At 51.1% G+C, this 26,710-nt stretch carries 13 protein-coding genes and 1 riboswitch; of the genes, 10 read left to right on the forward strand and 3 right to left on the reverse strand.

The genetic code is table 11. The annotated features are described in order from the left end of the window. Positions 1–17: 17 nt before the first annotated feature. From J7I43_RS02955 to J7I43_RS02990, 8 genes are all read left to right on the forward strand, one after another. Positions 18–5,648 (forward strand): PA14 domain-containing protein, encoded by a 5,631-nt coding sequence (locus tag J7I43_RS02955; protein ID WP_209143065.1) that lies wholly within the window; start codon positions 18–20, stop codon positions 5,646–5,648. A gap of 19 nt (positions 5,649–5,667) precedes the next feature. Beyond that, a complete protein-coding gene (locus tag J7I43_RS02960) occupies positions 5,668–6,150 on the forward strand; it encodes a hypothetical protein (RefSeq protein ID WP_209143067.1) in 483 nt (160 codons plus the stop codon). A 12-nt stretch (positions 6,151–6,162) separates the two neighbouring features. Beyond that, complete coding sequence (locus J7I43_RS02965; RefSeq protein WP_209143069.1) at positions 6,163–9,606, forward strand: hypothetical protein; 3,444 nt, start codon at positions 6,163–6,165, stop codon at positions 9,604–9,606. Positions 9,607–9,632: 26 nt separating this feature from the next. Beyond that, complete coding sequence (locus tag J7I43_RS02970) at positions 9,633–10,352, forward strand: hypothetical protein (RefSeq protein WP_209143071.1); 720 nt, start codon at positions 9,633–9,635, stop codon at positions 10,350–10,352. Positions 10,353–10,363: 11 nt separating this feature from the next. After that, positions 10,364–18,880 carry an RHS repeat domain-containing protein gene (locus J7I43_RS02975; protein ID WP_209143073.1) on the forward strand — a complete coding sequence of 2,839 codons (8,517 nt, stop codon included), beginning with the start codon at positions 10,364–10,366 and terminating at the stop codon, positions 18,878–18,880. 7 nt (positions 18,881–18,887) lie between these two features. Beyond that, the gene (locus tag J7I43_RS02980) at positions 18,888–19,394 is read left to right on the forward strand and encodes a hypothetical protein (protein WP_209143075.1); all 507 of its coding nucleotides are present in this window, start codon (positions 18,888–18,890) and stop codon (positions 19,392–19,394) included. A 66-nt stretch (positions 19,395–19,460) separates the two neighbouring features. Beyond that, entirely contained in the window at positions 19,461–20,732 is a 1,272-nt protein-coding gene (locus J7I43_RS02985; protein ID WP_209143077.1) for a hypothetical protein, read from the forward strand. A gap of 49 nt (positions 20,733–20,781) precedes the next feature. Beyond that, complete coding sequence (locus tag J7I43_RS02990) at positions 20,782–21,759, forward strand: hypothetical protein (RefSeq protein WP_209143079.1); 978 nt, start codon at positions 20,782–20,784, stop codon at positions 21,757–21,759. 42 nt (positions 21,760–21,801) lie between these two features. Continuing rightward, positions 21,802–21,895, reverse strand: a riboswitch (TPP riboswitch). 13 nt (positions 21,896–21,908) lie between these two features. On the opposite strand, the gene J7I43_RS02995 is transcribed toward J7I43_RS02990, so the two are convergent. Then, positions 21,909–22,505: a DUF4142 domain-containing protein gene (locus tag J7I43_RS02995; RefSeq protein ID WP_209143081.1), complete on the reverse strand. Its 597-nt coding sequence runs from the start codon at positions 22,503–22,505 to the stop codon at positions 21,909–21,911. A gap of 186 nt (positions 22,506–22,691) precedes the next feature. Here J7I43_RS02995 and J7I43_RS03000 point away from each other — a divergent pair, with 186 nt between their 5' ends. Both J7I43_RS03000 and J7I43_RS03005 read left to right on the forward strand, forming a co-directional pair. Next, entirely contained in the window at positions 22,692–23,495 is an 804-nt protein-coding gene (locus J7I43_RS03000; protein WP_209143083.1) for a hypothetical protein, read from the forward strand. A 24-nt stretch (positions 23,496–23,519) separates the two neighbouring features. After that, entirely contained in the window at positions 23,520–24,293 is a 774-nt protein-coding gene (locus tag J7I43_RS03005; protein WP_209143085.1) for a carboxylesterase family protein, read from the forward strand. Between the two features lie 123 nt (positions 24,294–24,416). On the opposite strand, the gene hemL is transcribed toward J7I43_RS03005, so the two are convergent. After that, entirely contained in the window at positions 24,417–25,703 is a 1,287-nt protein-coding gene (gene hemL / locus J7I43_RS03010; protein ID WP_209143087.1) for a glutamate-1-semialdehyde 2,1-aminomutase, read from the reverse strand. Positions 25,704–25,717: 14 nt separating this feature from the next. Next, a complete protein-coding gene (gene hemB / locus J7I43_RS03015; protein ID WP_209143089.1) occupies positions 25,718–26,689 on the reverse strand; it encodes a porphobilinogen synthase in 972 nt (323 codons plus the stop codon). Positions 26,690–26,710: the final 21 nt, after the last annotated feature.

Consider the following 26,710-nt stretch of genomic DNA (forward strand, 5'->3'; position numbering starts at 1 on the left):
CCTGAAAATATTCTACGATGATTCTTGCATTGGCTAAAGGAAGAAAAGGACTTGCATGGGGAATGCTTGGGCTGCTCTATTTCGAGGCGGTGATACCTGCCCGGGCGGCATTGACCCGGGGCGCCGAGGTATGGCCCCGGGAAAGCAGAAAAATGGCCGGCCTGTCGCGCATCAGCCCGCAACCGGCTGCTGCCATTCCAAAAACGGGAAAAACGCCTTTCAACGGTGGCCCAACCCAACCGGAAACACAAGCTTTCTCCTCGGTGAACGGCGATAATATGGTAGACCTGTTTACCGGCGATTTCAGTTACAACATCCCATTGATAGACGTGGGTGGCTATCCGCTTGCGCTTGGTTACAACAGCGGTGTGACCATGGACCAGGAAGCCAGCTGGTGCGGGCTCGGGTGGAATATCAACCCGGGCTCCATCACGCGCAATATGCGTGGCATCCCGGATGATTTTAACGGGCAGGATACCATTGCAAAAACTGCTTGGGTAAAAACCAATAAGACCATTGGCGTCACAACGGGCGCCGGCATCGAGATCGCGGGATTCCCGAAAGGCGCGGCCAGCGCAGGTGGCGTGCAAGACAGCGTGAATGTCAGTCTTGGCGTGAACCTTGGCATCTTTCACAATACCTACAGGGGATGGGGGCTGGAAGCGGGCATTAATCCCAGTATTAACGCCGGTGGTGTGGCAGGCGGTTCGCTCAGTGGGGGGCTGGCCATCACCAACAACTCACAGGAAGGCTTATCGCTTTCGCCAAGCCTGTCATACGCATGGGCCAGGCAGGAAGCGGATGGTTCCGGTGGCTTTGGCGGCAATGTAGGCATAGGCACTTCCTACAATTCCCGTTCGGGCATGAAGGCGTTGCAATTTTCCGGCGGCGTTCGGCAATTCAAGTCAGCAGCCAATATTCAGAAGGAAATTAATAAGATCAAACAGGGTAAGAATAATAACCTGCGGTTGCTGCACACCGGTTCGGGGACCGTGTTCAGCAGCAGTCTTTCATTCGCCTATCCCGGTTATTCTCCCACTATTTCCATGCCTTTCACCAACAGCATGTTCACAGCCATGGTAAAAGTAGGAGTTGAGTATAAATCCATCGATCCTAACTTCTATATCGGGGGGTATGTGACCAAACAATATATCGAAGACGCGGATACAACCCGTTATCTGCCCGCGTTTGGCTACCTGTATTACCAGGAAGGAGCGGATAACCCCGTTGCTTTGCTTGATTACAACCGGGAAAGGGAAATCCCTTACCGGGAGAAACCCGAGTTCCCGAATATCGCGGTGCCGGTATATACCTATGATGTGTTCACTATGTCAGGTGAAGGAACGGGCGGTACTTTCCGTGCATACCGCAGCGACGTAGGTTATGTATTCGATCACCAGATGCGCACGAGGGATAAGTCCCTGACCGGCAACCTGGATCTTGGTTTTGGCGACCTGTTGCATGTGGGTGTAGACGTGTCCGCCACTAAAGCGTTTTCAGAGACCTCTGCCTGGAAAAGCGCCAATCCGCTTGCTTCCGCCGTGCCTTTCACTCGATCGTCCGGCAAATACGAAGCTGCATATTTCCGCAACCCGGGAGAAAAGGCGGTGAACACCAAAGCTTTTTATGACAAGATCGGTGGCGACGATGTGGTATATGCCAAACTGAGCCAGCCGAACCGCGTTTTGCCTTCCATTACATCCACCAACAAACTTGTACGTTATCGCGGTGGGAACGAGGTAGGCGAGGTGACAGTTACGCCCGGCCAGGCGGTGAAGACGGAAAGAGACAAACGGACGCAGGTGATCTCTTACCTGAATGCGGAAGAGGCGGGCACGGCAGGTTTCTCCAAGTATATCGAGAACTACGGGTTAAATCAGTACGTACTTGCCAATTGCAACGACGAGTTTCCGACAGATACGGAAGGGGAAGGCGTTGGCCTGCAGGGTGAATATTACCAGGGAGACCAGTTCCAGAACTTCAAATTTTCCCGCATAGATACCGATTTTGATATTGCCAATAAGGAGGAGTTTTATACCAGGCAGGACCAGAATTACAATTACATGGGGAATCAGCGGTCTACCGTGCGATGGACCGGGCGTATCAAGGCGCCGGTGACGGGGCGGTACAAGATCTCGATGTGGGCGGACGACGGTGTCCAGTTCTGGGTGAACGATCTCCATGTACTGAAAACATTCGACGGGGAGAACGATGGCAGCACCGAGAGGATCAGCTATCTGAACCTCGAAGCCGGCGAGATATATTCCCTGGAGATACAATATGTTAACCGCAACCCCGAACAGGCGAAATTTAAAATGGTGTGGCAGTGCGGGGATACGCAGCTCTCCTGGAAGGATATGTACCTTCCTCCCAGGACGGACACTTTTGAGGTTGTAAAAGACAAGCTGTATAAAGAAAAACGCGTCAACGCCTTTCGGAAGAAAAACCACATTTCCCAGATCGATGTACTGAACACGGACGGGAGGAGGTATATATACGGCGTTCCCGTGTACAACCTGAAACAGAAAGAAGTGACCTTTGCCGCCAGGCGTGAGAACGGCGATCCGCTCGCGGATACTGTGAAATATGCACATGGTATAGACAATACGGCCAAACAGAACCGCAATGGCATCGACAACTATTACAGCAGCGAAGTGACGCCTGCTTACGCGCATACCTTCCTGCTTTCCGGCATCCTTTCCCCGGATTATGTGGATGCTACCGGCGACGGCATTTCAGACGACGATCCGGGGGATGCCGTTAAGTTTAATTACACCAAGGTTGCCGGCATAAAAAATCCATTCAAATGGAGAACTCCGCATGGATATGCCGCTTCTTACAATCAGGGGCTGCGCTCCGAGAACCGGGACGATAAAGGTAGTTATGTATATGGTGAAAAAGAGCTCTGGTACCTCAACTCTATAGAATCGAAAACCATGATCGCCACCTTTAAGCTGGAAGACCGGAATGACCTTTTTTCGGTGAAAGAAAATGGTGAGCCGGAATTAGATATCCGGGCTAAAAAGCTCGTGGAGATCAACCTGTATTCCAAAGCGGAATATCTCCGCTACGGCACAAAGGCACGACCCGTCAAAACCGTTCATTTTGAATATGGTGATGTGCTTTGCCCTGATAATACCTATACCGGTATGCCCCGGGCAAAGCTCACGCTAAAGAGCGTTTATTTCACTTACAACGGCAATAAAAAAGGCAAAAAGAATGCCTACCATTTCCACTACCATGCCAACAACCCTTCGTACAGCAGCAACGCATACGACAGATGGGGCAATTACAAGAACGCCATGAGCAACCCCGGCTCTCAGCCCGGTAACGTTGTTACGAACGCAGATTATCCTTATGCCCTGCAAGACAGTGCAATTGCCGCTAACAATGCCGCCGCCTGGGCGTTGGATTCAGTCGTTCTTCCCTCGGGCGGCAGGCTGAAAGTGAACTATGAAAGCGACGACTATGCATTCGTACAAAATAAAAGAGCCGCCCAAATGTTTCGGGTAGCGGGTTTTTCAGCTGCACAACCTGCCGCCAGGAACGACCTGAGCAACCAGCTCTACGGTTCGCGGGAACATCTTTATATAGCGGTGGACGTACCTGATGCGGTCTCATCTAATAAAGAAGTCATGGAAAAATATCTTGAAGGCATCGAAAAGCTGTACTTCCGCCTGAACGTAAAAATGCCTTCGGACAATTGGGGCGGGGGGTACGACTTTGTTTCCGGTTATTGCAAGCTGGAGCCGGGGCAGTATGGCTACCTTCCGGGTGGAAACACCATCTGGATGAAAATGATCCCGGTGGATAAAAAAGGATTCGACTATGGCCCTTACAGTCCGATGGCGCGCACGGCATCGCAGTTCCTGCGGCTGAACCTTCCAGGCAAAGCGTATCGCGGGTCGGACGTAGGTGATGACCTGGACCTGGCTGCCGGCGTACAGATGATCGCAGGCATGGCAGGTAATATCGTGAATGCTTTCCGTTCCTTTGATGAGGCGGCAAGATCGCAACACTGGGTGCAGGAAGTTGATCTTGCACGTGCTTATGTGCGTTTGAACACACCCGCCTACAAAAAGTTGGGCGGCGGCCACCGTGTTCGCCAGATACTCGTTTATGATAACTGGAATGCTATGACCGGTCAGAAAGAATCCATTTATGGCACGGAGTATTCGTACGTCACCAGGCGCCGCATACATGGAAAGGATGTTGTGATCAGCAGCGGCGTTGCCGCTTACGAACCGGTTATCGGCGGCGAGGAAAATCCCTGGAAACAACCTCTCGAATATCGCGAACAGGTGGCTTCTTTGGCACCTACCACGCTGGGTTATGTCGAAACGCCGCTTGGCGAAACCTTTTTTCCCGCTCCGACGGTGGGTTACAGTAACGTTCGCACACGTTCCATCCGTACCGCCAAAACCCGTTCCGCCAACGGTTTTGTGGAAACAGGTTTTTACACTGCATTTGATTTTCCCGTGATTGTCGAGCATTCACTGTTGGGCCCCGATACCAAGCTGCGCTACAGTCCATGGCTGACGAACCTGCTGGAGGTAAACGTGATGCGCCACCTCGTAATAAGCCAGGGCTTTAAAGTCGAATTGAACGACATGCACGGCCAGATGAAGTACAAAAAGGTATACGCGGAAACAGACAGCATTAATCCTATCAGCAGCACTACCTATCATTACCACTTGGATAATACGCCATCGCTCTCCGGCCGTCTCAGCAGCACTGTACCCGCCATGAATGCAAACGGGCAGATAGATCCTGAAACGCAGATGGGAAAAGACATGGAACTGATGCTGGACATGCGCCAGCAGTTGAGCATCAGCCATGCCATAGACTTCAATGTAAACGGCGACATCTTTAGTTTTGGCCTTCCCCCGATCCTCGGCTACCCGTCTTTCTGGGCATTTCCGCACCGGCAGGAGAATCTTTTCAGGTCGGTCGCCGCCACGAAGGTCATTTACCGGCATGGTATCATGGACAGCACCGTTGTAATAGATAAAGGCAGCCGCGTCGCCACCCGCAATCTCCTGTTTGATGCGGAAAGCGGTAATGTTATCCTCACCGCCATCCAAAACGAACATGATGATCTCGTTTACCAATTCACTTATCCTGCCGGTTGGGTATATGATGGCATGAGCGGCGCGTACAAGAATATTGGCACACTGCTGCAGGAAGCCACGTTCCGCGAGGGCAGGCTCGTTACAAACCTCGGTATGGATTCCATATCCGGTATGTTCGCATCGGGTGATGAGATACTGGTGTATTCCCAGAATAATATCAGCGGGAATGGCTGTGACCCGTTGATAGCCACTTTCAGAAGCGCCGGGGTGATATGGGCGGTGGATGCAAACGCACTCAGCGGCGAACCGGCCAATATCTTTTTCATGGACAAAAACGGCAGGCCGTTTTCGGGGGATGGCGTGAATCTGAAGGTGATTCGCTCCGGAAGAAAAAACATTTCCGCCGCCGCAGGAATGGTAACGATGTTGGAAAACCCGCTGAAGAAGCTGCCATCCGGCGAATATGTACTGCAAATAGATGCAGATAGCCGGATCATCAACGCCCAGATGATGGAATTCAAACAGAACTGGCAGGTAGAAGACAGAAAAAAGGAAAAGATCATCTGCCTGTTTTAACGACGATAATATGCACAATATGAAAAAATATTTATTGCTGACCTGTGTACTGATGGCAGTGAGTTTTTCGAATACTGCAGCGCAGTATACAGACACGAGCGCATTACGATTGACGGGGAAATGGGAACTGGAAAAAGTAACGGTAAAGGAAACAGCGTACGGTACCGGCGCTTTAGTGAAAGAATATACGCTTACCGACAAAACGCGGATCGGGACGGTGAGGGCGGAACTGCTTACAGAAATGGAATTCCGTGGCAACTCGTACCGCAGCACCCGCCAGGGCAGAACGGAGGGAGGAGTATTTATCCCCGCTGGCAACGGCCTTGTACGGCTTACCCGGCAACAGCCGGACGATCAGTGGCATTTTACCTATTCATGGGCAAGGCCTTCGGAAGATATACTGATACTTGCCCGTCCGTATACCGTAACGGAAGACACCTCCGGTCAACTGATAAAAGCGGATTATACCTGCCAATACAGAAGAATTCCCCAAAAACAATAACCTGGATTACCTATGAGGATAAGCGGAAAAATATTACTGATAGTCATACTGGTATCCGGATGGATGCTTACATCGGTAAAAACGGCCCGGGCGCAGTGCGACTGGTCTGCTCAGGCCGTTACTGATTCCTCCCGCTGCGCAGCAAGCGGTAAGATTACCATATTGCTGACGGGGCCGGATAAGGATAACGTGACCAACAAACTGTATAAATTGAAATCGGCATCCGGGCTTGAATACCCTGAGATCGGCACGCCGGTGTTCGAGAACCTCGCGGCGGGAGAATATTCCGTACTGGTATCCGGCATTTGCGGCGGTCAGCTGGATTCTGTTATGGTACTTGCGACCGTTCCCGGGAATTATGTGCCTTTTTCCGGAGACGCGTTGAAGGTTCGCGACCCTTTCCCTAACTGCAACTCCGGACAGGTAAAGCTGACTTTTACCAACGGGCGGAAACCTTACAGGGCAACCATCACCGCAGCACCGGGAACGTACACAGGCGCTGCAGAATTTTTTTCCAGCAACCTGGAACTGATAGTAGGTGACCTGCCTACCGGGAATTATACGTTTGTGCTTTCGGATTCCTGCGGCATAGGGTCCGAGGAGGAAGTAAGCATGGGTACCGTTCCGGAACCTACCCTCACTTCACTGAACCTGCATAGCATGAGTGTCACGCAGCAGAACTGCAACAAACTGGTGGTGCCGTCTCCTCCCATATCGTCCGCCTCCGCATACGCAGGTTACGTCTACGCTGGGTCCGGCTTTCAGTATGGCGCTGCATGGCCGGGCCAGACACCCGCCGCTTACCACGATGTTTATTACGGCAATACATTGTTATTGGACCTGCCTGCCGGTGAAACGGCTTCCTATGCTTACGGGAAGGTGATCAACTATTATATCAAATCCCCCTGCGGGCAGATATGGATATTGCCATACACAGTTAATCCGCCGCTCGTGAATGTAACACAGGTTAAGAACTGTAATATCGATTTTGGTCTCGCCTGTATATTCAGTTTTATGTCAGACCGCTTCTGTATGCCCATGCAAATAAAAGTGAGGAACAGGAATACCCTGCAGGAGTGGAACTTCACGGTATATGACCCGAATGGCTGGAGCGAACAGGGTTTCCCTTATGGCATTTATGATATTGACGTCCGTTCGGCGGATAATTATCCACTGTACACTGCGGACAGCCTGGTAATACAACCGGAGGACCCGGCATCGCAGTACAGCATCTATTTTACCGCTCAAACAAACGGCATGCATAATTCAGCGCTCGTGACGGTGAATATGCGGTCCGGCCTTTCGTGGGCGGCAGGCGACGTGATTGAGCTGGTGGCGCCTGCCACCCACCGTGCAAGACGTGTTGTGCCATTTGCCGGCAGCGGTGGTTACCTGTTTTATGAGTCAGATAACGGCCTGCCTTTTACACCGAACAATTACGTCTGGAAAATTACGGACCGGTGCGGCTCCCATTATATCAATATGAACATCGCACCTGAAGATGTATACTTTTATGAATGGGATTATTCAACCTCCGATACCTGTGGGGGCATGGCAGTAAGAGGAAACGGCACCGTAAAATTCCACGGGCAGGTCAGACCTACGTATTATAAGATCACCTCCAGCCCTCCCGGCATAATCGTAGACCAAAGTATCGTTCCGGCCGGCTCTCCCCTTACTTTACCCGCGGAAGGCAATTACAAGATCAGTGTAACGGCCTCTCCCACTAGTGTCAGCGACTGGGACAACAACACGATGGTGGTCAACTACGCACCAAAACGAATTGCCATCGACGCAACGCTCACGTCTGGCTTCATATGTCCCCAGGGCGCACCCAACAGCGGCAGTATCGTGGTACATGCACGCAATGGCACCGGAGGTTACCAGTATATGCTGGCCGAAGCGGGAAACGGGCTCAACGGGCCCTACCTCGATGCCAATAACACTGGCAGGTTCTTTTCCGGTTCGGGGTATTCACTGATGGTAAACGAAAACTATGATGTAAAAGTAGTAGATGGTTGCGGTGCTTTCGCCGTTCAAACCGTGAAGATACTGGATTACGCCACCGCCCAGCTGGCTATGCTGGATAAAGAAACCTATTGCGTAGGCGATGTTGCCCGGTTGAATGTGTTACAACTGCCTACAACAGCCATTACTTACCGTTGGGCCTTCCCCGATGGCGCCGTTGATACGGCGAAAGCCCCTGTGATCCGTGATCTCGGGCCGCAGCATCGCGGTATTTTCAAAGTGGCTATTAGCGCGGATATCTGCCAGGATACTATCCGTGGTGAAGTGACGCTGGATCTTGCAGACTTTGAACGCATTTGTTACAGCAGTGTTACCGATACCAGTGTAAATCCTTATACAGCCGGGCTGCTGGGCAATTGGAGAGCATTTAAATCCTACGCTTATTACGGCGCGCGGAAAGAATCCGACCCCGGCCAGCCGACCAATACCCGTACAGACGGTACCTACCAGGATTTCCTCAGTTTCTGGCAAAAACAGCAGAATGGCTGGAAAGCAAGCCAGGATACAACCCGCTGGCTTTGGACGACAGAATCGACCTTATTCAATAAAAAAGGGTATGAACTGGAAAACAAAGACCCGCTGGGAAGATTTAACGCAGCGATCTACGGCTTCGAGAATACACTGGCTGTGGCGGTGGTGCAGAACAGCCGGTACCGGGAAGCCGCGTTCGAAGGATTCGAGGATTATGATCTCGCCTCCGACGTATGCGAAATGGATTGTTCTGCAGGGCGCCGTTTCGATTTTAGCGGTTACCTCGGTATGCTGGATTCGACCCAGCGCCATACCGGTAGGTACTCCATGCGTCTTGCGGCAGGCGATACCATGTTTACCAGTCATGCAGTGACGGACACAGGAGGCGCCGCAACCCTTCCGGTATTCGTTACCGGCGCGGCGCAATGCAGCACCCCAGGGCTCGTGCTGAAATCCGTGAAGGCGGATTCTACCGTGTTGCTGCCTTCCTTTTCGCCCCTTACCGGTAAAAAGGTACTGTTCAGTGCATGGGTGAAAGAACAGGCTGACTGCAATTGTTCCGCTTATAGTTCAAACGTGGTGAAGCTGGTGATCAAAAAAGGAGAAGAGACCTTTATCCATACCGTACAGCCATCCGGCAATATCATTGAAGGATGGCAGCGCTACGAATATGCAGTGGACGTGCCGGCCGGCAGTTCACAGATTTCGGTCCTCTTCATCGCCACCGGCACCTCCGATATTTTTATCGACGACGTGCGGTTCCATCCATACAATGCCAATATGAAATCTTATGCTTACGACCCTATGACTATGCGTATGATGGCCGAACTTGATGAGAATAATTACGCCACCTTCTACGAATACGACGACGACGGCGTGCTGATACGCGTGAAAAAAGAAACGGAACGAGGCATTAAAACCATTAAGGAAACAAGGAGCGGACTTATAAAAGAATAAACATGTACAGGATACCGGCAATTATTATGATCGTATTATCCGCACTGGGCGCGGGAGCGCAACAGGTGGACACCAGCAGGCTGTTCAGAGAGATCACGGAAGTACAGGCCATGTTCCGTGATAAAGAACTGGCATTCGATATGCGATACACCTATGCGGATGAAAGCAGGCCGCTTGCTATCATCGATTCCGCAAAGGGAAAGATGGAGATGACAAAAGCAGGCAGCCGGTACGAGCTGTCTAACGTTGTGTGCGTGAACAACAACCGTTATGTGATCGTGCTGTTTAAGGATGATAAACTGATGTACCTCTCAAAAGCTTTCTTTATGACGCCTGCAGACCCGTTCCAGCAAATGCGCGCAATGATAGGCCAGGGCAGCGTACGCAAATTCAGTGTCGAAAAAACAGCGGACGGGAAAAAACTACAGCTGGAGTTTGACCCACAGGGCCCATGCAGAAAGATAGAACTGGAAACAAATCCTGTGGATGGCGTGGTGAAAAAAATCAGGTACACGATCCGTACAGAAATGATCCGGGGCGGCAGCCTGGGACAAATCTCCACAGAGCATGCGGGCGATTTCGGGGAACATGTCGTCGTTTCCATGTATTTCGAAAAATACCGGAAACCGGAATGGAGCGCGGCGCAGTTCGATGAAAAGAACTTCTTTTTCAGGGAAGGCGAAGAACTGAAGACCACAGCCGCTTATCAGGATTATACCATATTTAAAGCATCGACCAATTTATAGCACCGAAACCTATGAAATTGTTCTTACAGAAACATCCCCTTGTTGTAGCCCTGCTGGCCTTTTTTATGCTGGCCGCAACAACAGCCGGTGCCCAGCACCGGAAAAGCATTGTACTGAAAAAGACCCTGGACGGGGCGGCTGGCCAGCTTGTTAAGGACTCCGTGCTGGAAGTGTTCGACAGCGCTTTTTATAACCCGGCGCTGGCGGGCAAGCTGGATACTCCTTACAACGTAAGGAATATCATCACCTTCAGGATCAATGAATACTCCAGCAAATATATCCCTGCAAATTTCCAGGCTACAGCATCCGTTCGCCTGTATTATTACGGCGGCGGAAGCGTGCACGATTCAGTAGACCGTACGCTTGTGATCAACTATGACACGCTGCAGCCGTATACCATGCGAAACAGTTTCGTGTTCAACAATGCACACCGCGTAAAGGTAAAAGTGCTGGATCTGGCCGCGCCGGTGGAAATGATTGATATACTGCAACTCGACAATGAAATGGAAGTGCAGCCGCAATACAGACTGTCCTGCACCGGTGATGCTATAAGAACCATCTCTTTTAATATGCCTTCCGGCGAAACGCCGGATGAGTTGCAGGTATACTGGCCGGTTGTGCAGGGCGCTGATGCCTACGACCTGGAGTGGGCCTATGTGGATTCCAGCACGCTTGCGTCCCTGCGTTTCGGCCAGCCGGTAGACCCGGCACGGGTGTTTGACAATAATGCCACAAGGGTAAGCATAACAGACAATGCCTATGTTATCCCGCTGATGTTTGACGGTAACGGAAAATTGTTTTTCCGGGTAAGAGCAATACAGGTGAAGGCAGGTGAACAACGGGTGGAAACAGCGTGGAGCTCGCAGTTTACCGGGGGAACGGGCGAATTTTCATTTGAAGGGCATGAAAGAAAGCTGAATTGGCAGGCGAGTATCACGTTTGCCGAGAATGGTAAAAAAAGCGTGGTGGCCGAATATTTTGATGGCAGCCTTCGGAACCGACAGGTGGTCACAAAAGACAATACTTCCCAGACAACGGTAGTAACGGAAAGCTTTTACGACTATCAGGGCCGCCCGGTTATACAGGTACTTCCGGCTCCCACGCTCAACACAATTATTAAATATACCCCGCTTTTTAACAGGGATATTAACGGCGCTGAATACGATAAAGATCATTACGATTATATCGCCGGCACCGAAGAATATCTCACCGGCAGTGCCGCGCCAATGGGTAAAAGCTCGGGCGCCAGCCAATATTATTCTGACAACAACCCCCTGAAATCATCGGGCGTACATCAATTCATTCCGGATGCCGGAGGCAGGCCATTTGCTGAAACAGAGTATACACAAGACAATACCGGAAGGGTTTCCCGGGAAGGCGGATTGGGGCCGACATTTAAACTGGGAAGCAATCACGAAACGAAATACTTCTATACCACACCCACCCAGGAAGAGCTGGACGCCCTTTTCGGCACCGAAGCGGGGTTGGCATATCATTATTTTAAGAACACCGTGATGGACCCCAACGGCCAGGTGGCCGTAAATTATCAGGACATGCAGGGACGCACGGTGGCCACCGCACTGGTAGGTTCGCCCGAAAGCGCTTCACTGGATGATCTGCCTACAAAAGATGAGATCGAGGTAACTGATTCTCTTTCCGGCGACGGAAAAAATATGATCAGGGAAATGTCCATCGAAAGCCGCAATTCCCAAACGGTGGCCAAAGCGGGCGTATATAGCTTTAAATACCGGCTAATACCGCCGGTGTTTAGTAAAAAGGATTGTAATAACAACACGGTTTGTTATAACGGGATTTATGACCTGCGCATCCGGATCACGGATGATGTAGACAATCTTCACCTCGGAGGAAGACCATTTGATACGATTATCCGGAACTTCCATCCGGATAGCCTGCTGGTAAACTGTTCTGCGCCGCAGCCCATTGAGGTGGACTTTACCATTTATCTGGAAAGGGGCAGTTACGATATTGCCAAAACCCTTTCGGTTAACCAGGAAGTATTACAATATTACCGCGACAGCGTGTTCGGATTTTCCAATATATGTACCACGCAGGAAGAGCTTATTGAACAGGAAAAAATAGAGCAGCGCACCGCCGCCTGTGTGCCGGACTGCCAAAGCTGTCTTGATGGGATCGGGGATTGGGCCTCATTCCGTAGCCGGTATATGTCAGAAGCAGGCATTCCGGTTGCAGATACGGTATTCTACCGCTCCGAGGCGCTTGTAGCCTACAATAATGCTATTGCAGCCTGCGACGATCTCTGCGGCAAAGCCAATATCATCGACAAAATGCGGCAATTCATGGTAATGGACATGATGGCGCCTTCCGGTCAATACGCAGGCCTGGAGAACAGGGACAAACTGCATAATATATTTTACCAGTCATCGCCCGGCGTTTTACCTGCTTATAAGCAGGCGGGCATTCTGTATACAGACGAAAACGGCAGGAAGGATACCGTTGTAGACCCATTGACGGGATCCAGATGGATACCGCAGCAACTTACGCCTGAATCGTTCAACAGTATGTTCAGGGCTTCATGGGCGGAAAATCTGTTACGTTTCCATCCCGAATATTGCAGGTTATTGGAGTACGAAAAATTCAGGCAAAGCATTGATTGGGAAAAACGATTCGAAGCCACTGATACTTATCACGAAGCGAAAGCGCTAGGTTACCTGAACCCTACCGGTCTTGACAGTGTTCCTTTCCCAAAAGGCAGCGACCCGCTCGCTGTTACACACCAAAATGCGCTGAACATGTCCCTGAATGGACCTTTTGCCGGTTATTCAGCCTGGAGTACGGCCGGTGCAATGGTCAGCTGCGGTCCCAAAGACAAAGACTGCTTGTATGCCAACCGCAGACCTCAATTCGCATTTGACAGTATTGCTAAATGTGCCGCAGACCTGGATATGGCCTGGAGGCACTTCAGGGGAATGTATCTGAATGCCAGGAAGGACATCATTGGCAAGGCAGTGAACAGCGTAAGCTGTGGTTCCACCGCCGTTGAACTGACGCTTATGGGATACCAGGCCCGCATTCAGGATCGGGCTTCGATGCTGTCGCAGAGCGGTGTTGGCGATCTTACCGGCACGAACCAGTCAGAGGCGGCACTGAAACAGGAAGCCGACCAGCGCGAGCAGCAGATGTACAGCGATAACTGCGACGCCTGGGTAACAGCCTGGGTACAGCAGCTTGCCCCCTGCAACTATCCTCAGGCAGATCTTGACAACGTTATCATCCCGAGGCTGAAGGAAGTATGCCGCCAGGGAGCCGATCGCGATCACCCCCGCGGCGCCGGCACGGTAAGGCCAACTTCTACTTACCGCTACCGTAGCTTCGAAGACGTTATCAATGAATACAATGTGCAGCACGGAATTGCCAATTCCCTTCGGTGCAACCCGCAACTGATCACCATGCCGCTGCCTTACGGCAAACAGCCACCCGGTGGTGACAAACTTAGTTATACCCGCCCGGAGGATTGCGAATGCCGTACACTGCAAGCGTTCAGCCAGGAGTATAACAAGCTGAAAACCTCTGCAGATAGCACGTTTGCCGCATATCTGAACAGAACCCGCAAAATCAATGTATCCCAGGCCAACCTCAACATCCTGTTAGACGCCTGTTCGCCCGGTGGTATGGCGGATTGCAACTTCCTGCCGTCACCGGTATCCATCCCGGTAGTAATCCAATGCCGCACAGCGCCCCCTTGTGTGAGCTGCGAAGAAGTAAAAACTGCATTTCAGCAGTATCTCGGCGAATATCCTTCCTTTGCGCCGGATTATGTTACGAACGATTCAGCGCAGGCGGCAAAGAATGACCTGTTCACCCGCTACATGAACAATCGTTTCGGCTACAGCAAACAGGGCTGGGAATATGTACATTTTATGGATAGCTGCGACGTGCCCCATCCCGTTCACAGTGAAATGGTGTGTATTGCCGGCGATTCCGCATCCAGAAAGCTCGTCAGCGCTTATACCAATGGCGGCAATAATGTGATCAACGACATCCAGCGTACGGCCGATAACGGTTATATTCTTGCTGGCTCCACTACCGGAAGAGGCGCAGGCGGCAAAGACGGTTATCTCGTTAAAACGGACAGCCTCGGTAATTTCCGTTGGGCAAAAACTTTCGGTGCGGAAATGGATGATGAGTTCGCCCGGCTGAAAACGACCGCCGACGGCGGATTCATTATCACCGGTAACACCTTCTCCTATTGTTACGATCGCGGTGCGGCAACTATTCTCAAACTTGATTCTGCCGGCAATATCGAATGGAACCGCGTGATCGACTTCGGACAGACGCATGGTGCCAAAGGCGTGGATATTCTCCCTTTGCAGAATGGCAATTTCGGGTTCGCAGGGTTGAGAAATAGCACCGCCGCCAATACGGACTGGCTCATGGGCGTATTCAGCGCGTACGGCGAAATGAAATGGCTCAACCGGGTGGGGTATATCGCCCCGAGACAGGAGATCAACATCCTTGAGCACAACGACACGCTGATTGCCGCGGCTTCTGTCAGGGAAACGGCCAATTATGATGTGCTGCTGATAAGAATGAACAAAAACACGGGAACGCTGATCCAGCTGGCGCAGTTTGATGTGGAAGGAAAAGACAATATAGTGACCGGTTTCCTCAAAATTCCCAACGGTTACAAGATCGCCATGGTGAATATGACCGGGATGGGCAGCACCAACGGCAACGGGGTGCTGATGGACGTTACCAGCGGCAATTTTATTATGAACATCACCAGGCTCGACAATCCGGGAAGCCTGGATCTGCGGTCCTTTACCGTAAGCCCTGCACTGGACGGCGGTTATTATGCCGCCCAATCTAACCAGGACGTATACTGGCATAAGCTCCGCACCGACAACTCCGTGCAGTGGACCCGACAGTCCCGCAATGGCGGAACGGACCGCATCCGCCGCATCCTCCAGGATCCTGACGGCACACTGGCAGGAGCGGGTGAATACAACGAACAGTCTGCCCTGCTAATGCTCGCTGGGGCAGACGGGCGCTCCGGTTGCCTTGATACTGTCGCTGCTCTCAGCTCTGCGAATATCACATACGCGGGCGCACGAACGGCAACTTATTTCCAGGAGGTCGTGGCAATTTCCACCAACCAGGTAAGTACGGTGAATGTTATTGAAACAGCCGTAACCCCGGAAAGGCTGGTAATGAACTGCCCGGGTATGGACAGCTGCTATGAAGTGAGCGACCGCATCATGCTTTGCGGAAATGCAGCGCCGGTATTCCCGCCGGTGGCACTGGAAAACATCACGGCATGTGCGGATAGCACGTATTTTGCCGTGAGCGCAGGATCTGTGAAGTATAAGAATTATGTGGACTCGGTGAAGAATGATTTTGTGGCCGGATATATCAATACCGCGCTGTCTGCAAAAGCGCTGGAGCAGTTCTCCGTAACATACACTTCCGCGGAATATCACTATACCCTTTATTATTACGATCAGGCAGGTAACCTGGTGAAAACAGTGCCTCCGGCAGGTGTAAACAAAAGAAGGGAAAGAAGCTGGCTGGATAGCGTGGCAGCCGCCAGAAAGGCCGGGGAATGGCTGGTGCCGGGTCATACGATGGCAACGGAGTTTCGTTACAATACGCTAAATAAAGTAATAGCGAGAAAATCCCCGGATGCAGGCCTCAGCCGTTTTTGGTACGACAAATTAGTACGCCTGGTAATTTCGCAGGATGCGGAACAATTGCTCGCAAATAACTATAGCTATTCGTTATACGATTTCATAGGCCGCACAACAGAAACAGGCGAGGTGACGAGCTCCACCCCCATGACCGAAAGCATTTCCCGTAACAACGATATGTTTGGACAGTGGCTTGCGGATGGCGCCGGAAGCAAAACGCAGATCAAAAAAATAGTGTACGACGTGCCTCATACGCCATTTGCCGGGTTGGCACTGAACGCGGAAAATCTAAGGAACCGGGTTTCGTGGTCGGCGGTATACGACAACGCTGCAGATCTTGCCGCGGGTGAAAGAGCTTCCGGGTCATTTTATGATTATGATATTCTCGGAAATGTTAAGACATTGATCCAGGATTACAACTCCAAAACAACATCCGATCATTCCAATAGATTTAAGACGATTACCTATCAATATGATCTCCTGAATGGAAATGTTCAGCAGATAAACTATCAGCCTGGGCAGGCAGATGCATTTTATCATCGTTATTCATTCGATGCGGAAGATAATCTGATCAATGTGGAAACCAGCCGGGATAGCGTGTATTGGGAAAATGATGCTTATTACCTCTTTTATAGGCACGGCTTACTGGCAAGGGCTGTGTTGGGTCAGCAGCAGGTGCAGGGTTTGGATTACGCCTATACCCTTCAGGGCTGGTTGAAGGGGATGAATGCAACAACGCTCAAGCCAGAATTTGATATGGGAGGCGATGGCAACCCGGGGGGGATTACGGCGGAAGACGCGATCGGTTTTTCACTGAATTACTTTGGAAATGAAGACTATCAGCCTGTTAATTCAGGAAAAACGCCCTTTGCACTTTTAGGAAGCGCCACAAGCCCGATGTATAATGGAGGCATCAGCGCGATCAGCGTGAATATACCAAAGCTGGGAGAGCCGCTTTTGTACCTGTACCGGTACGATGCATTGAATCGCCTTACAAAATACGATGTATCAAGAAACCTGAATTCAAACAATAATACATGGTCGCCTGTTGCTGTTCCCGATTTTGCTGAAAGAATAGCCTATGATCCGAATGGGAATATTCTCGGATACAAACGCAATGGTAATCATACCTGGATGAATAAGCCTTTGGGTATGGATAGTCTCCGTTATCATTACAAACCCGGGACCAATCAGCTTGATTACATTACGGATTCTATTCCGGGGGCGGCTTATGCTGAAGATATTGATCAGCAAGAGGCGGGAAATTATCTTTATGACAAAGTGGGTAATCTCATAGCAGATCAGCAAGCCGGAGTAAACATTGAATGGAATACAAGCGGGAAGGTCAGCAAGGTAACCAAAACAGACGGTACCGTAATTGAATACAAGTATGACTTTTCAGGAAGAAGGATAGGTAAGGTAATCAACGGAAAAGAAACACGGTATATACGGGACGCAGGAGGAAATGTGCTGAGCCTGTATGTTGAGGACGATAGTCAATTTAATAGCGGCAAACTTACGCAACGGGAGGTGTACCTGTACGGTAACGGCAGACTGGGCGTAGTGAACGTTAATCTTGATGTGGAAACAGGGGAAGGTAACAATGTAGTTCCATTGCCAGCCCTGGGAACGGGATTTAATAGTAGTTTTGCGAGAAGAGAAAAGATCTTTGAATTAAGCAACCATTTGGGCAATGTTCTGGCGACCATAACAGACCGGAAGATAGGAATAACTGCCGGTGATGGAATGATTTCCAGCTATCGCCCTGACATTCTTTCCGCCCAGGATTATTATCCATTTGGTATGCAGATGATCGGAAGAGGGTTCGAGACGGATAAATACAGGTACGGTTTTAACGGGCAGGAAAAGGCTGATGACCTGAACGGAGACGGCAACGTCTATACGGCTGAGTTTTGGGAATATGATTCCAGAATTGGAAGACGGTGGAATATTGACCCCGTTTTTAAGGAATGGGAGAGCCCCTATGCCGCTTTTTCCAATAGTCCGATAGACAGGGTGGATGTCAATGGAGATTCCGATACGGCAAGTGCGGCGCGGATCTCTATGTATAAGAGCGTAATGGACTATAGCCTGAAGAGAATGGAGGAGCTTGGTATTTCCTATCAGAAATATACGGACGCCATCAACCAGATGAAAAGCCTGTTGAACCAGAAGAATGTTGTGGATTTGGGCATGTTCTGGAATCCCTACTACTGGGTGCCGGATATGGCATCCGGGGCTGTTTTTGGAAGCCAGACGGATTATATGGCGGCCCAGATTTCAGCAAGGTTAACGGAACTTCACGGCATTATTCAGGAATATAACAACGAATATCTCAATTATTCTTACGCTGCGCAGTCCCTGAAGATGGAAGTGCAGGACGCCAGACATCTTGAAGTAGAAGGGGTTGTTCACCAGAAGTTATCAGGAGTAGGCGGTACAACGGCAAGAGTATTGGCAGGGGCAAAGATGCTGAATTTAAATACCCATGCTGCGGAAGGAGCTTTTGTTTTATATGAGATCATAGTTGACGGGCAAACGTTCAAGTTCGGAATAGCTGATGCGGGCAGAATTCGCAAGACAGGTGAATTTAAGGGGCTTCCGGTGAGATTGGCGCAACAGCTGGCGAAAATAAAAAAGTACGCTCCGCATCTGGAGGTTATACACAAAATGTCAGAAGTGTATAATGTGACCAAAGGGGCGATGATTGATATTGAAACAACTGCAATTGCCGCACATGCAAGAAAATTTGGTGTTCCTATCGGGAATGTGGCGCATATTAAAAACTTTGTGGGATCGTTTGGCCGTGCAGGGCTCAGCGCAAGGGCCATTTCGGCATTAAGTAAATTTTTAAAATTCTAAACCATTTATGAACGCTAAATTTCTTATATCTCAGAACGCTGTGGATCAGGCCAGGCCGCCGATTTCACATCAGGTCGCGAAATACCTGGAGCATTTTATTACCGAACGTGTGCTAAAGGAAAAGCGGATCATATTGGATGGCCAGTGGAATGTGCGGTTATCCATGTTTTTTATTGAGGACGGCCCCCGTTTTCAGCTGAATGGCGTTTTGTTTCAGCAGACTGCAACAGCCAGGACGGTAAAAGCTGAAAGATTAAAGATCTTCCAGGTATTTGTATCATATACGGCGATCCTGAAATCTGAAGATCCCTATCGTAAGACGATAACGTTAATGTACGAGGCAATTAAAGCCTTTTTTACTTCAATCTATAAAAAAGTATCGCCCGATTTTATGGATGAACTATTTGAGGAACTGGATTTTGCGTATCTGATGTCCTTGCCATATCCGGCTCCTTTTGAGGATCAAAAATATGTAGGTGATAGTATCGTGCCTGGGGAAGGCAATAGGCTGTAAAAATTAAACGGTTTTTATTTTCGCTGGAGCTCCGCCCAGATCAAATTAGTAAAAGATTAATGCCCTATGAAACAAATAAAATGGCTCCTGGCCCTGGTGACCTTACTAACGACCAATGCTTATTCACAGCACGTGTACCAGATCCGGGCAGACAGTGTGCGCATCTACAACGTATGCGATACCGCGGAACTGATCATCGAAAACCGTACCCGCGGCATATCCGGCTTTTTATTTAATAAAGGCAATGGCCGCACGGAATTCCGGCAATTACGCCTGGAGACAATTGGCGACAACAAGCTGGCCATTTCCGGGCAGGATACGATCGATATCAGCACAATCGCGGCAGGAATCGATACGATCTTCCGCGCAGGAGACAGCATCCGGTACCAAAAAAATGGCCGTCAACACGCCGTTTATGCACCGCAGACCGGTGGCTCAGGCTCCCCGGGCGGCTTGGACGGACAGGTGCAATTTAACAATGCCGGTGCTTTCGGCGGATCAGACAGCTTCAAATGGGATAATTCCAACCAGACATTAAACTTAGGCGCCAGCGGTTCGATGGAAAGCGGCAAGATCAATGGGGCAGGGGAAAGCCTGCGCCTGCAGAAATCCGGAACGGACAGGATTGTTGTCGATAATACTGCAACGACCATATCCAATGCCAGTGTGCTGACGTTGGCGTCCACCTCCAGCCTGTGGGCAACCGCGGAATTTGAGCTCAGTGCAGCTGTAGGATTCAATGGTTTTAACGTGAGTACGACTGAGGCAAAAATGTATGCCGGGGGAGGATATTTATCGATACCCACAACTCCCTGGGGGTGGGAGGTGCCGGTATTAATGGGCGAATCACAGTTGGATGTATTATCAAACGGAATAGTAAACGTTCGTGCATTGAGCGATGCATATATCTCAGGGTCAACTGTTAAAATTCAGAATTACATGGGAGACGACCTGTTGGTAGCTTTGGAAAACCAGGTAACAATAGGTTCTATATTCCCGGAGGCCACCAAGATAAATTTGCTTGTTAAAGGTTCCACCACTACAGAAAGCGCTATTTATGAGCATACCGCCCTTCCGGCGACCGCAACAAGCTATGAGATATTGGCGACCGATCATGTAGTAAAGCTCACCTCGCCGAACCCGGGCGGCGCTAACAATCTCACGCTTCCGGACCCAAGTCAGGCAGAAGGCCGCATCCTCAAAATATACGCAGCCGGCGGCGCCAGCTGGACCACCAACTACAGCATCGAAGTCCCGGCATCCGCAACTACCACCAGTACTCTCGCAGGCTTAAAAACCATCCAGGTGATTGGCGGCGCATGGGTGCTTATCAATTGACCAACCCTGGCGCTCCGGTCCGGATCAAAACCAATAAAGATTAATACCTATGAAAAGGATCAAATGGCTCTTCGCCTTGTTTTTCTTACTGGCTACCAATGCATATTCACAGCATGTATACCAGATCCGAGCAGACAGCGTGCGCATCTACAACGTATGCGATACCGCGGAACTGATCATCGAAAACCGCACGCGCGGCGTATCGGGCTACCTGTTCAACAAAGGCAACGGACGCACTGAATTCCGGCCTATCCGGCTGGAAACCGTCGGAAGCAGCCAGATCGCGATCACCGGGCAGGATACGCTTGATATTGCCAGCCTCTCCGGCTTGAGTGGCGGGATAGATTCGATATACAGGAGCGGGGATAGTTTGATATATGTGAAGAACGGGGTAGCTTATGGCGTATCGGCACCCGGTTCAGGAGGAGGCGCAAATATCTATACAGCAGATGGAACGCTAACCGGTAACCGGGTTCTGCTTGGAAGCGGCCGTGCTTATAGTTTGACATTGGACTCGCTGAATCAATTCAGAGCAAAAGGGAATTTGGTCAGCGTTGTCGGTGGTCAAAATAACACGCAAGCCAGTTTGCTCCTGCAGGGTGGGCAAAGTAACTGGGATTTGCTCAGTTCGGGTACACGGGTGGTGTCTATGCAATTGGATGTTGGTCGGGCGCTGCTCATGGTTGATAGCGCATCCCTCTCCGTGGGGGCAAGTACGAGCATGAGTCCGGGTGTCCGGCTGGAAGGGGCTGTGACAATGGATTTTATGCTCCTTCTAATGAACCATACGATTGGAAAAAAAGGATACTTCTTTGCGATGAATACACAATTCCAGAATATCACGATTGCTCTTCCTCCTTCAACAGTCGGCCGGGTACTGATGTTTAAAAAGGTACACGCAGCGAACGTTGTAACGCTCACCCCGTACGGCTCGGAAAAAATAGACGGTCAAACCTCCGCAACACTAACCGACAATAACCAGGTGCTGCGGCTGGTCGGGATGGGTTCCGGCTGGTATATCATGTAATTCACGGACAAAAAAACTCCGGCCCCAAAAGGCCGGAGTCTCTACTTCACTCTCCCATTTCCCTGCGCCGGAATTACCCGGATCAGGTTCTAAAGGTGTAATCTCAGGCTTGAAGTTGCCACCCTTATTGAGAAAAAGTGAGTAAACTCTTATTTTATCTTCTCCTGTTCTTTTTTGATCATGTCCAAATGCTTGCGCAACTCTGGCAACGTTTTGCCGAACCATGCCTTCACATCCGGGTCATTTGCGTCGGCCGCTGTTTTGTCAAACAGGTTGATGGCTCTTTCGTGCGCGTCTTTCAATTCCTCTAAATAAGCTTTATCGAAATCCGTGCCGCTTTTTGCAAACAGGTCCGAAACGTCTTTAGCTTTCGCATCGGAAATGGCCGTCGGCAAAATCACGTTTTTCTTTCCTGCAAGGTCCATCAACTCCTTATTCGCTTTTTCATGCGCCTCCTGCATGTGTTTGGCTACATTCTTCACGCCGGCATTGGTAGTTTTGGTCTGCGCGTCGGTAGATACTTTTACTTCCCACAGCCCGTCTTCAGCCGCTTCCGTCATGGCTTTGGAATCGCCGCGAAGGCTATCGCCCTCCAGCATATCCTTGTTCACGTCCTGCGCAAGGTCCTGCGTAATGCCCGTGTCCGCTGCCGTCGTCGTATCGTTTGCATTGCGGTTGGCGCCGCTGTTACAGGCGAACAGCCCGGTAATGGCCAGCGGCAATAATAATGTGGTTAGGTTTTTCATTGTTTCGGTTTTTCGATTCGCAAATAATAGTGAAAAGATTATGCCATCCGCCTACACCGCTGTTTTACAAGCCTTTGACTGTGGAATGTGTGGAATTACATGCATGGCTGTTTTCCCGGATCAGGTAATTTACATGACATATGTGTTATTAATTTCATATATTTGGGTTGAATTAGCGCCTTGCCTATGAATACCCTCCAATTCCTGGCCTTTTTCCTGCTGCAGCTGAATTTTTCGCAGCCAGCCGTAAAGACCTTTCCCATCGCCGATTTCAACGATAAAGTGCGTACGGCAGAATGGATGCTGGCCTACGACAGCGCCGCCTGGCGCATGTCTGACCTCGTTACGCATATAGACAACGACCTGCTCGCCCGCATGGGCCGCGAATGGTTCTGCTTCCGCGGGCCGGATAGCCTCTGGAATGGTGTTTACGGGAAATATAAAGACGACCGCTACGATCTCGTCATTCATTACCGCATCATCGAAGCCGATTCCATCGCAATAGTGGAGGAAGAAAAGGTGGACAGCACCCTGCTCATTGCCGTTTCCAAAGCGATCAACGCCGCGTATGCTGAAGCCGGCTCACGGCTGGGGAAATCGTACGTGCGTTTCAACAAGTTCGTGCGCTGCCATGCCGATCAAACTATCACCATCTGGCTGCTGCCGGCCTTGCAACCCGCTGAAGTAGCCATGTACGGCGGAGAATTTTATTATCATTTCGACCGTACCGGCGAAAAGCTGCTAGACCGCTGGGAATACCTGCAAAGTTTTAAAGGTTTTCGTTTCGGAAAGGAGCGGGAAGTGAAGCTGGAATACGAAGCAATGGCCATGCCGCCGCAGGGCGCCGTGTATTTCGCGCTGCAGTACCGCAACCGGTTCAAAGGGGTGCAGATCGAAACGAAAGAGAACGTCAGCACGTTAAATTTTAGTCAAACTAAAGGATATTATTGGGAACATAAAGCAAAAGACCTGCGGAAAATTGTAAATTAATGGGCTTAAACCCACATTTGCACCATGAGACACATCTTTTTGTACCTGTTCCTGTGTTGCCCTTTCCTTGCCGGGGCGCAGGATTTTGAAGCAAAACTGTTCCTCCGCGGCGCCGATACCCTGCCATACCGCATCCTGATGCCTGAAAATTACAGCGCCGTAAGAAAATACCCGCTGGTCGTATTTATGCATGGCGCGGGCGAAAGAGGCAACGACAACCAGGCGCAGCTCACGCACGGCAGCGCGCTTTTCCTGAAAGACAGCGTGCGCAAGGAGTTTCCTGCTATCGTGATTTTCCCGCAATGCGCTAAAAATACTTCCTGGGCCACGCTTCGCCCGCAGCTGGACAGCGCGGGCAACCGCACCGGCTTCCTGTTTCCCGCGGAAGCCGCGCCCACCGTGCCTTCTATGCTTTTATACAAGTTGATCGACAGCCTGCTCGCTTCCAAAAGCGTAGACACCAAACGCGTGTACGTGGGCGGCCTGTCCATGGGCGGCATGGGCACGTTCGACATGTTGTCGCGTTTCCCTTCGCGTTTCGCGGCGGCCTTCCCCATTTGCGGCGCAGGCAACGAAACGCTCAGCAACCGTTACGCTAAAAATACCGCCCTCTGGATCTTCCACGGCGGCGACGATAATGTAGTGCCGCCAGGCTCTTCCCGCAAATTTTACGAACTGCTCAAACAAGCCGGCGCCGACGTGCGTTACACGGAATACCCGGGCGTGGGGCACAACAGTTGGGACAATGCTTTCGCCGAACCGGAACTGCTGCCATGGCTGTTCTCCCATCATCTCTGAACAAAAACGAACGCATAAATAAAAATGTCCCGCAAGCGCCGGGACATTTTTATTTATGGAAAAACCCCGGCAAGTACCGGGGCCACTCTTCACATTCCTGGATTGATCTTGATCGTTAACTTCTTATTTGATCGCCTGCATAGACGCTTTGGCGGCATTGATGGTAAATTCGATGTCTTCCTGGCCGAGGGCATGACTGATGAACCAGCTTTCGAATGCGCTGGGCGGCAGGTATACGCCTCTCTCGAGCATGGCGTGGAAGAAACGCCTGAACAGTTCGTTGTTCGCGCCGGAAGCGGCGGTGAAGTCGACGATGGGATATTCCGCGAAATGCACGCTCATCATCGAACCGATGTGGTTGATCTGGTACACTACGCCGGCGGCGCCGAACGTTTCGCGGAGGCCTGCCACCAGCTGGGAAGTTTTTTCTTCCAGCTGTGTGTAGATGGCCGGGCGTTCCTGCAGCGTTTTCAGCAGCGTGTAACCCGCGATCATCGCGATGGGGTTGCCGCTGAGCGTGCCCGCCTGGTATATTTTGCCCGAAGGCGCAATGTGCTCCATGATCTCGCGGCGGCCCGCGAAAGCGCCTACCGGCATGCCTCCGCCGATGATCTTGCCGAATGTCACGATGTCCGCTTTTACGCCGAGCAGTTCCTGTGCGCCGCCTTTCGCCAGCCTGAAGCCGGTCATCACCTCGTCCATGATAAACACGATGCCGTGCGTATCGCACAGCGTGCGGAGGCCTTCCAGGAAGCCCGGCTGCGGCAGGATGCAGCCCATATTGCCGGCCACCGGTTCTACGATGATGGCCGCTATCTGTTCGGGGTATTCAGCCACGAGCTGTTCTACCGCGGGAAGATTGTTGTAAGGCACGCTCAGCGTGTCTTCAGCCACAGTGGCCGTTACGCCGGGCACAGACTGAATGCCGAGGGTGGCAACGCCGCTGCCCGCGCTCACGAGGAACGAATCCGCATGGCCATGGTAATTGCCTTCGAACTTGATCACCTTATTGCGGCCGGTGAAGCCGCGGGCCAGGCGCAGGGCGGACATGCAGGCTTCCGTGCCCGAGTTCACCATCCGCACCATGTCGATATTCGGCACCATGCTTACGATCAGCTCCGCCATGGCTATTTCCAGCTCGGTAGGCGCGCCGAACGAAGTGGAATACGTCGCGTATTCCTGGATGGCCTTTACTACCGGTTCGTAGGCATGACCAAGGATCATCGGGCCCCAGGAGTTGATGTAATCGATATAACGGTTGCCGTCTACGTCGTACATGTAAGCTCCTTTCGCGTGCTGCATGAACACGGGCGTGCCGCCCACGCTCCTGAAGGCGCGCACGGGCGAGTTAACGCCGCCGGGTATTACCTGCCGGGCTTTCTCGAATAATGTTTTGCTTTTGGTATACATGCGGAATAAGGTTTTTATTGGTTTAACAGGCGCACCGCGTCTTTTGCGAAGTAAGTGGCGATCAGGTCCGCACCGGCTCTTTTGATGCTGGTGAGGCTTTCGATGATGGCCTTTTCTTCATTGATCCATCCCATTTTGGCGGCGGCTTTGATCATCGCGTATTCGCCGCTGACGTGGTAAGCGCTCACGGGAAGGGTTACACTGTCTTTAATGAGGCGGATGATGTCCAGGTAAGCCATGGCGGGTTTCACCATCACGATGTCCGCCCCTTCGTCCACATCCATCAGCGTTTCGCGCAGCGCTTCCCGGGCGTTGGCGAAATCCATCTGGTAAGTTTTTTTATCGCCGAAACCGGGCGCGGAATCCAGCGCGTCGCGGAAAGGGCCGTAGAAACAACTGGCGTATTTGGCGCTGTAGGCCATGATGCCGGTCTTCGTAAAGTTGTTTTCTTCCAATGCCTCGCGGATTGCCAGGATGCGGCCGTCCATCATATCGCTCGGCGCCACAACGTCCGCCCCGGCCTGTGCATGGCTTACGCTCATCTGCGCGAGCACTTCCACGGTCGCGTCGTTCACGATCTCTTCGTTTTCCACGATGCCGTCGTGACCGTAAGAAGAGAAGGGGTCGAGCGCCACATCCGTCATTACCACCATGCCGGGCACAGCGTCTTTCACGGCTTTGATGGCCCTTTGCATAAGACCGTCGGGATTCAGGGCTTCGGTGCCTTTGTTGTCTTTCAGTTCATCCGCACATTTTACGAACAGCAGCACGCTTTTGATGCCCATGCTCCAGAGTTCTTTTGTTTCCTGCACGGTACCGTCCAGCGAATGGCGGAAATAACCGGGCATGGAGGAGATCTCTTCTTTCACGCCTTTTCCTTCCGTGATAAACAACGGGGCGATGAAATCGTTGGGCGTCAAAATGGTTTCCGCCACCATCGCGCGGATGGCAGGGGTCGTGCGTAAGATTCTGTTTCTTCTGATCATCACTTTCTGTTTATGTTGTCT

Origin of the sequence: Chitinophaga chungangae, assembly GCF_017742215.1 — a bacterium.
GTDB classification, from domain to species: domain Bacteria; phylum Bacteroidota; class Bacteroidia; order Chitinophagales; family Chitinophagaceae; genus Chitinophaga; species Chitinophaga chungangae.

Excerpts from the sequence above, each read along its gene's own strand:
- J7I43_RS02985 (WP_209143077.1), top strand. The coding sequence starts at position 19,461 with ATGAAACAAATAAAATGGCTCCTGGCCCTGGTGACCTTACTAACGACC.
- J7I43_RS02960 (WP_209143067.1), top strand. The coding sequence starts at position 5,668 with ATGAAAAAATATTTATTGCTGACCTGTGTACTGATGGCAGTGAGTTTT.
- hemB (WP_209143089.1), bottom strand. The coding sequence starts at position 26,689 with ATGATCAGAAGAAACAGAATCTTACGCACGACCCCTGCCATCCGCGCG.
- J7I43_RS02970 (WP_209143071.1), top strand. The coding sequence starts at position 9,633 with ATGATCGTATTATCCGCACTGGGCGCGGGAGCGCAACAGGTGGACACC.
- J7I43_RS02990 (WP_209143079.1), top strand. The coding sequence starts at position 20,782 with ATGAAAAGGATCAAATGGCTCTTCGCCTTGTTTTTCTTACTGGCTACC.
- J7I43_RS02995 (WP_209143081.1), bottom strand. The coding sequence starts at position 22,505 with ATGAAAAACCTAACCACATTATTATTGCCGCTGGCCATTACCGGGCTG.
- J7I43_RS02980 (WP_209143075.1), top strand. The coding sequence starts at position 18,888 with ATGAACGCTAAATTTCTTATATCTCAGAACGCTGTGGATCAGGCCAGG.
- J7I43_RS02975 (WP_209143073.1), top strand. The coding sequence starts at position 10,364 with ATGAAATTGTTCTTACAGAAACATCCCCTTGTTGTAGCCCTGCTGGCC.
- J7I43_RS02955 (WP_209143065.1), top strand. The coding sequence starts at position 18 with ATGATTCTTGCATTGGCTAAAGGAAGAAAAGGACTTGCATGGGGAATG.
- hemL (WP_209143087.1), bottom strand. The coding sequence starts at position 25,703 with ATGTATACCAAAAGCAAAACATTATTCGAGAAAGCCCGGCAGGTAATA.
- J7I43_RS03005 (WP_209143085.1), top strand. The coding sequence starts at position 23,520 with ATGAGACACATCTTTTTGTACCTGTTCCTGTGTTGCCCTTTCCTTGCC.
- J7I43_RS02965 (WP_209143069.1), top strand. The coding sequence starts at position 6,163 with ATGAGGATAAGCGGAAAAATATTACTGATAGTCATACTGGTATCCGGA.
- J7I43_RS03000 (WP_209143083.1), top strand. The coding sequence starts at position 22,692 with ATGAATACCCTCCAATTCCTGGCCTTTTTCCTGCTGCAGCTGAATTTT.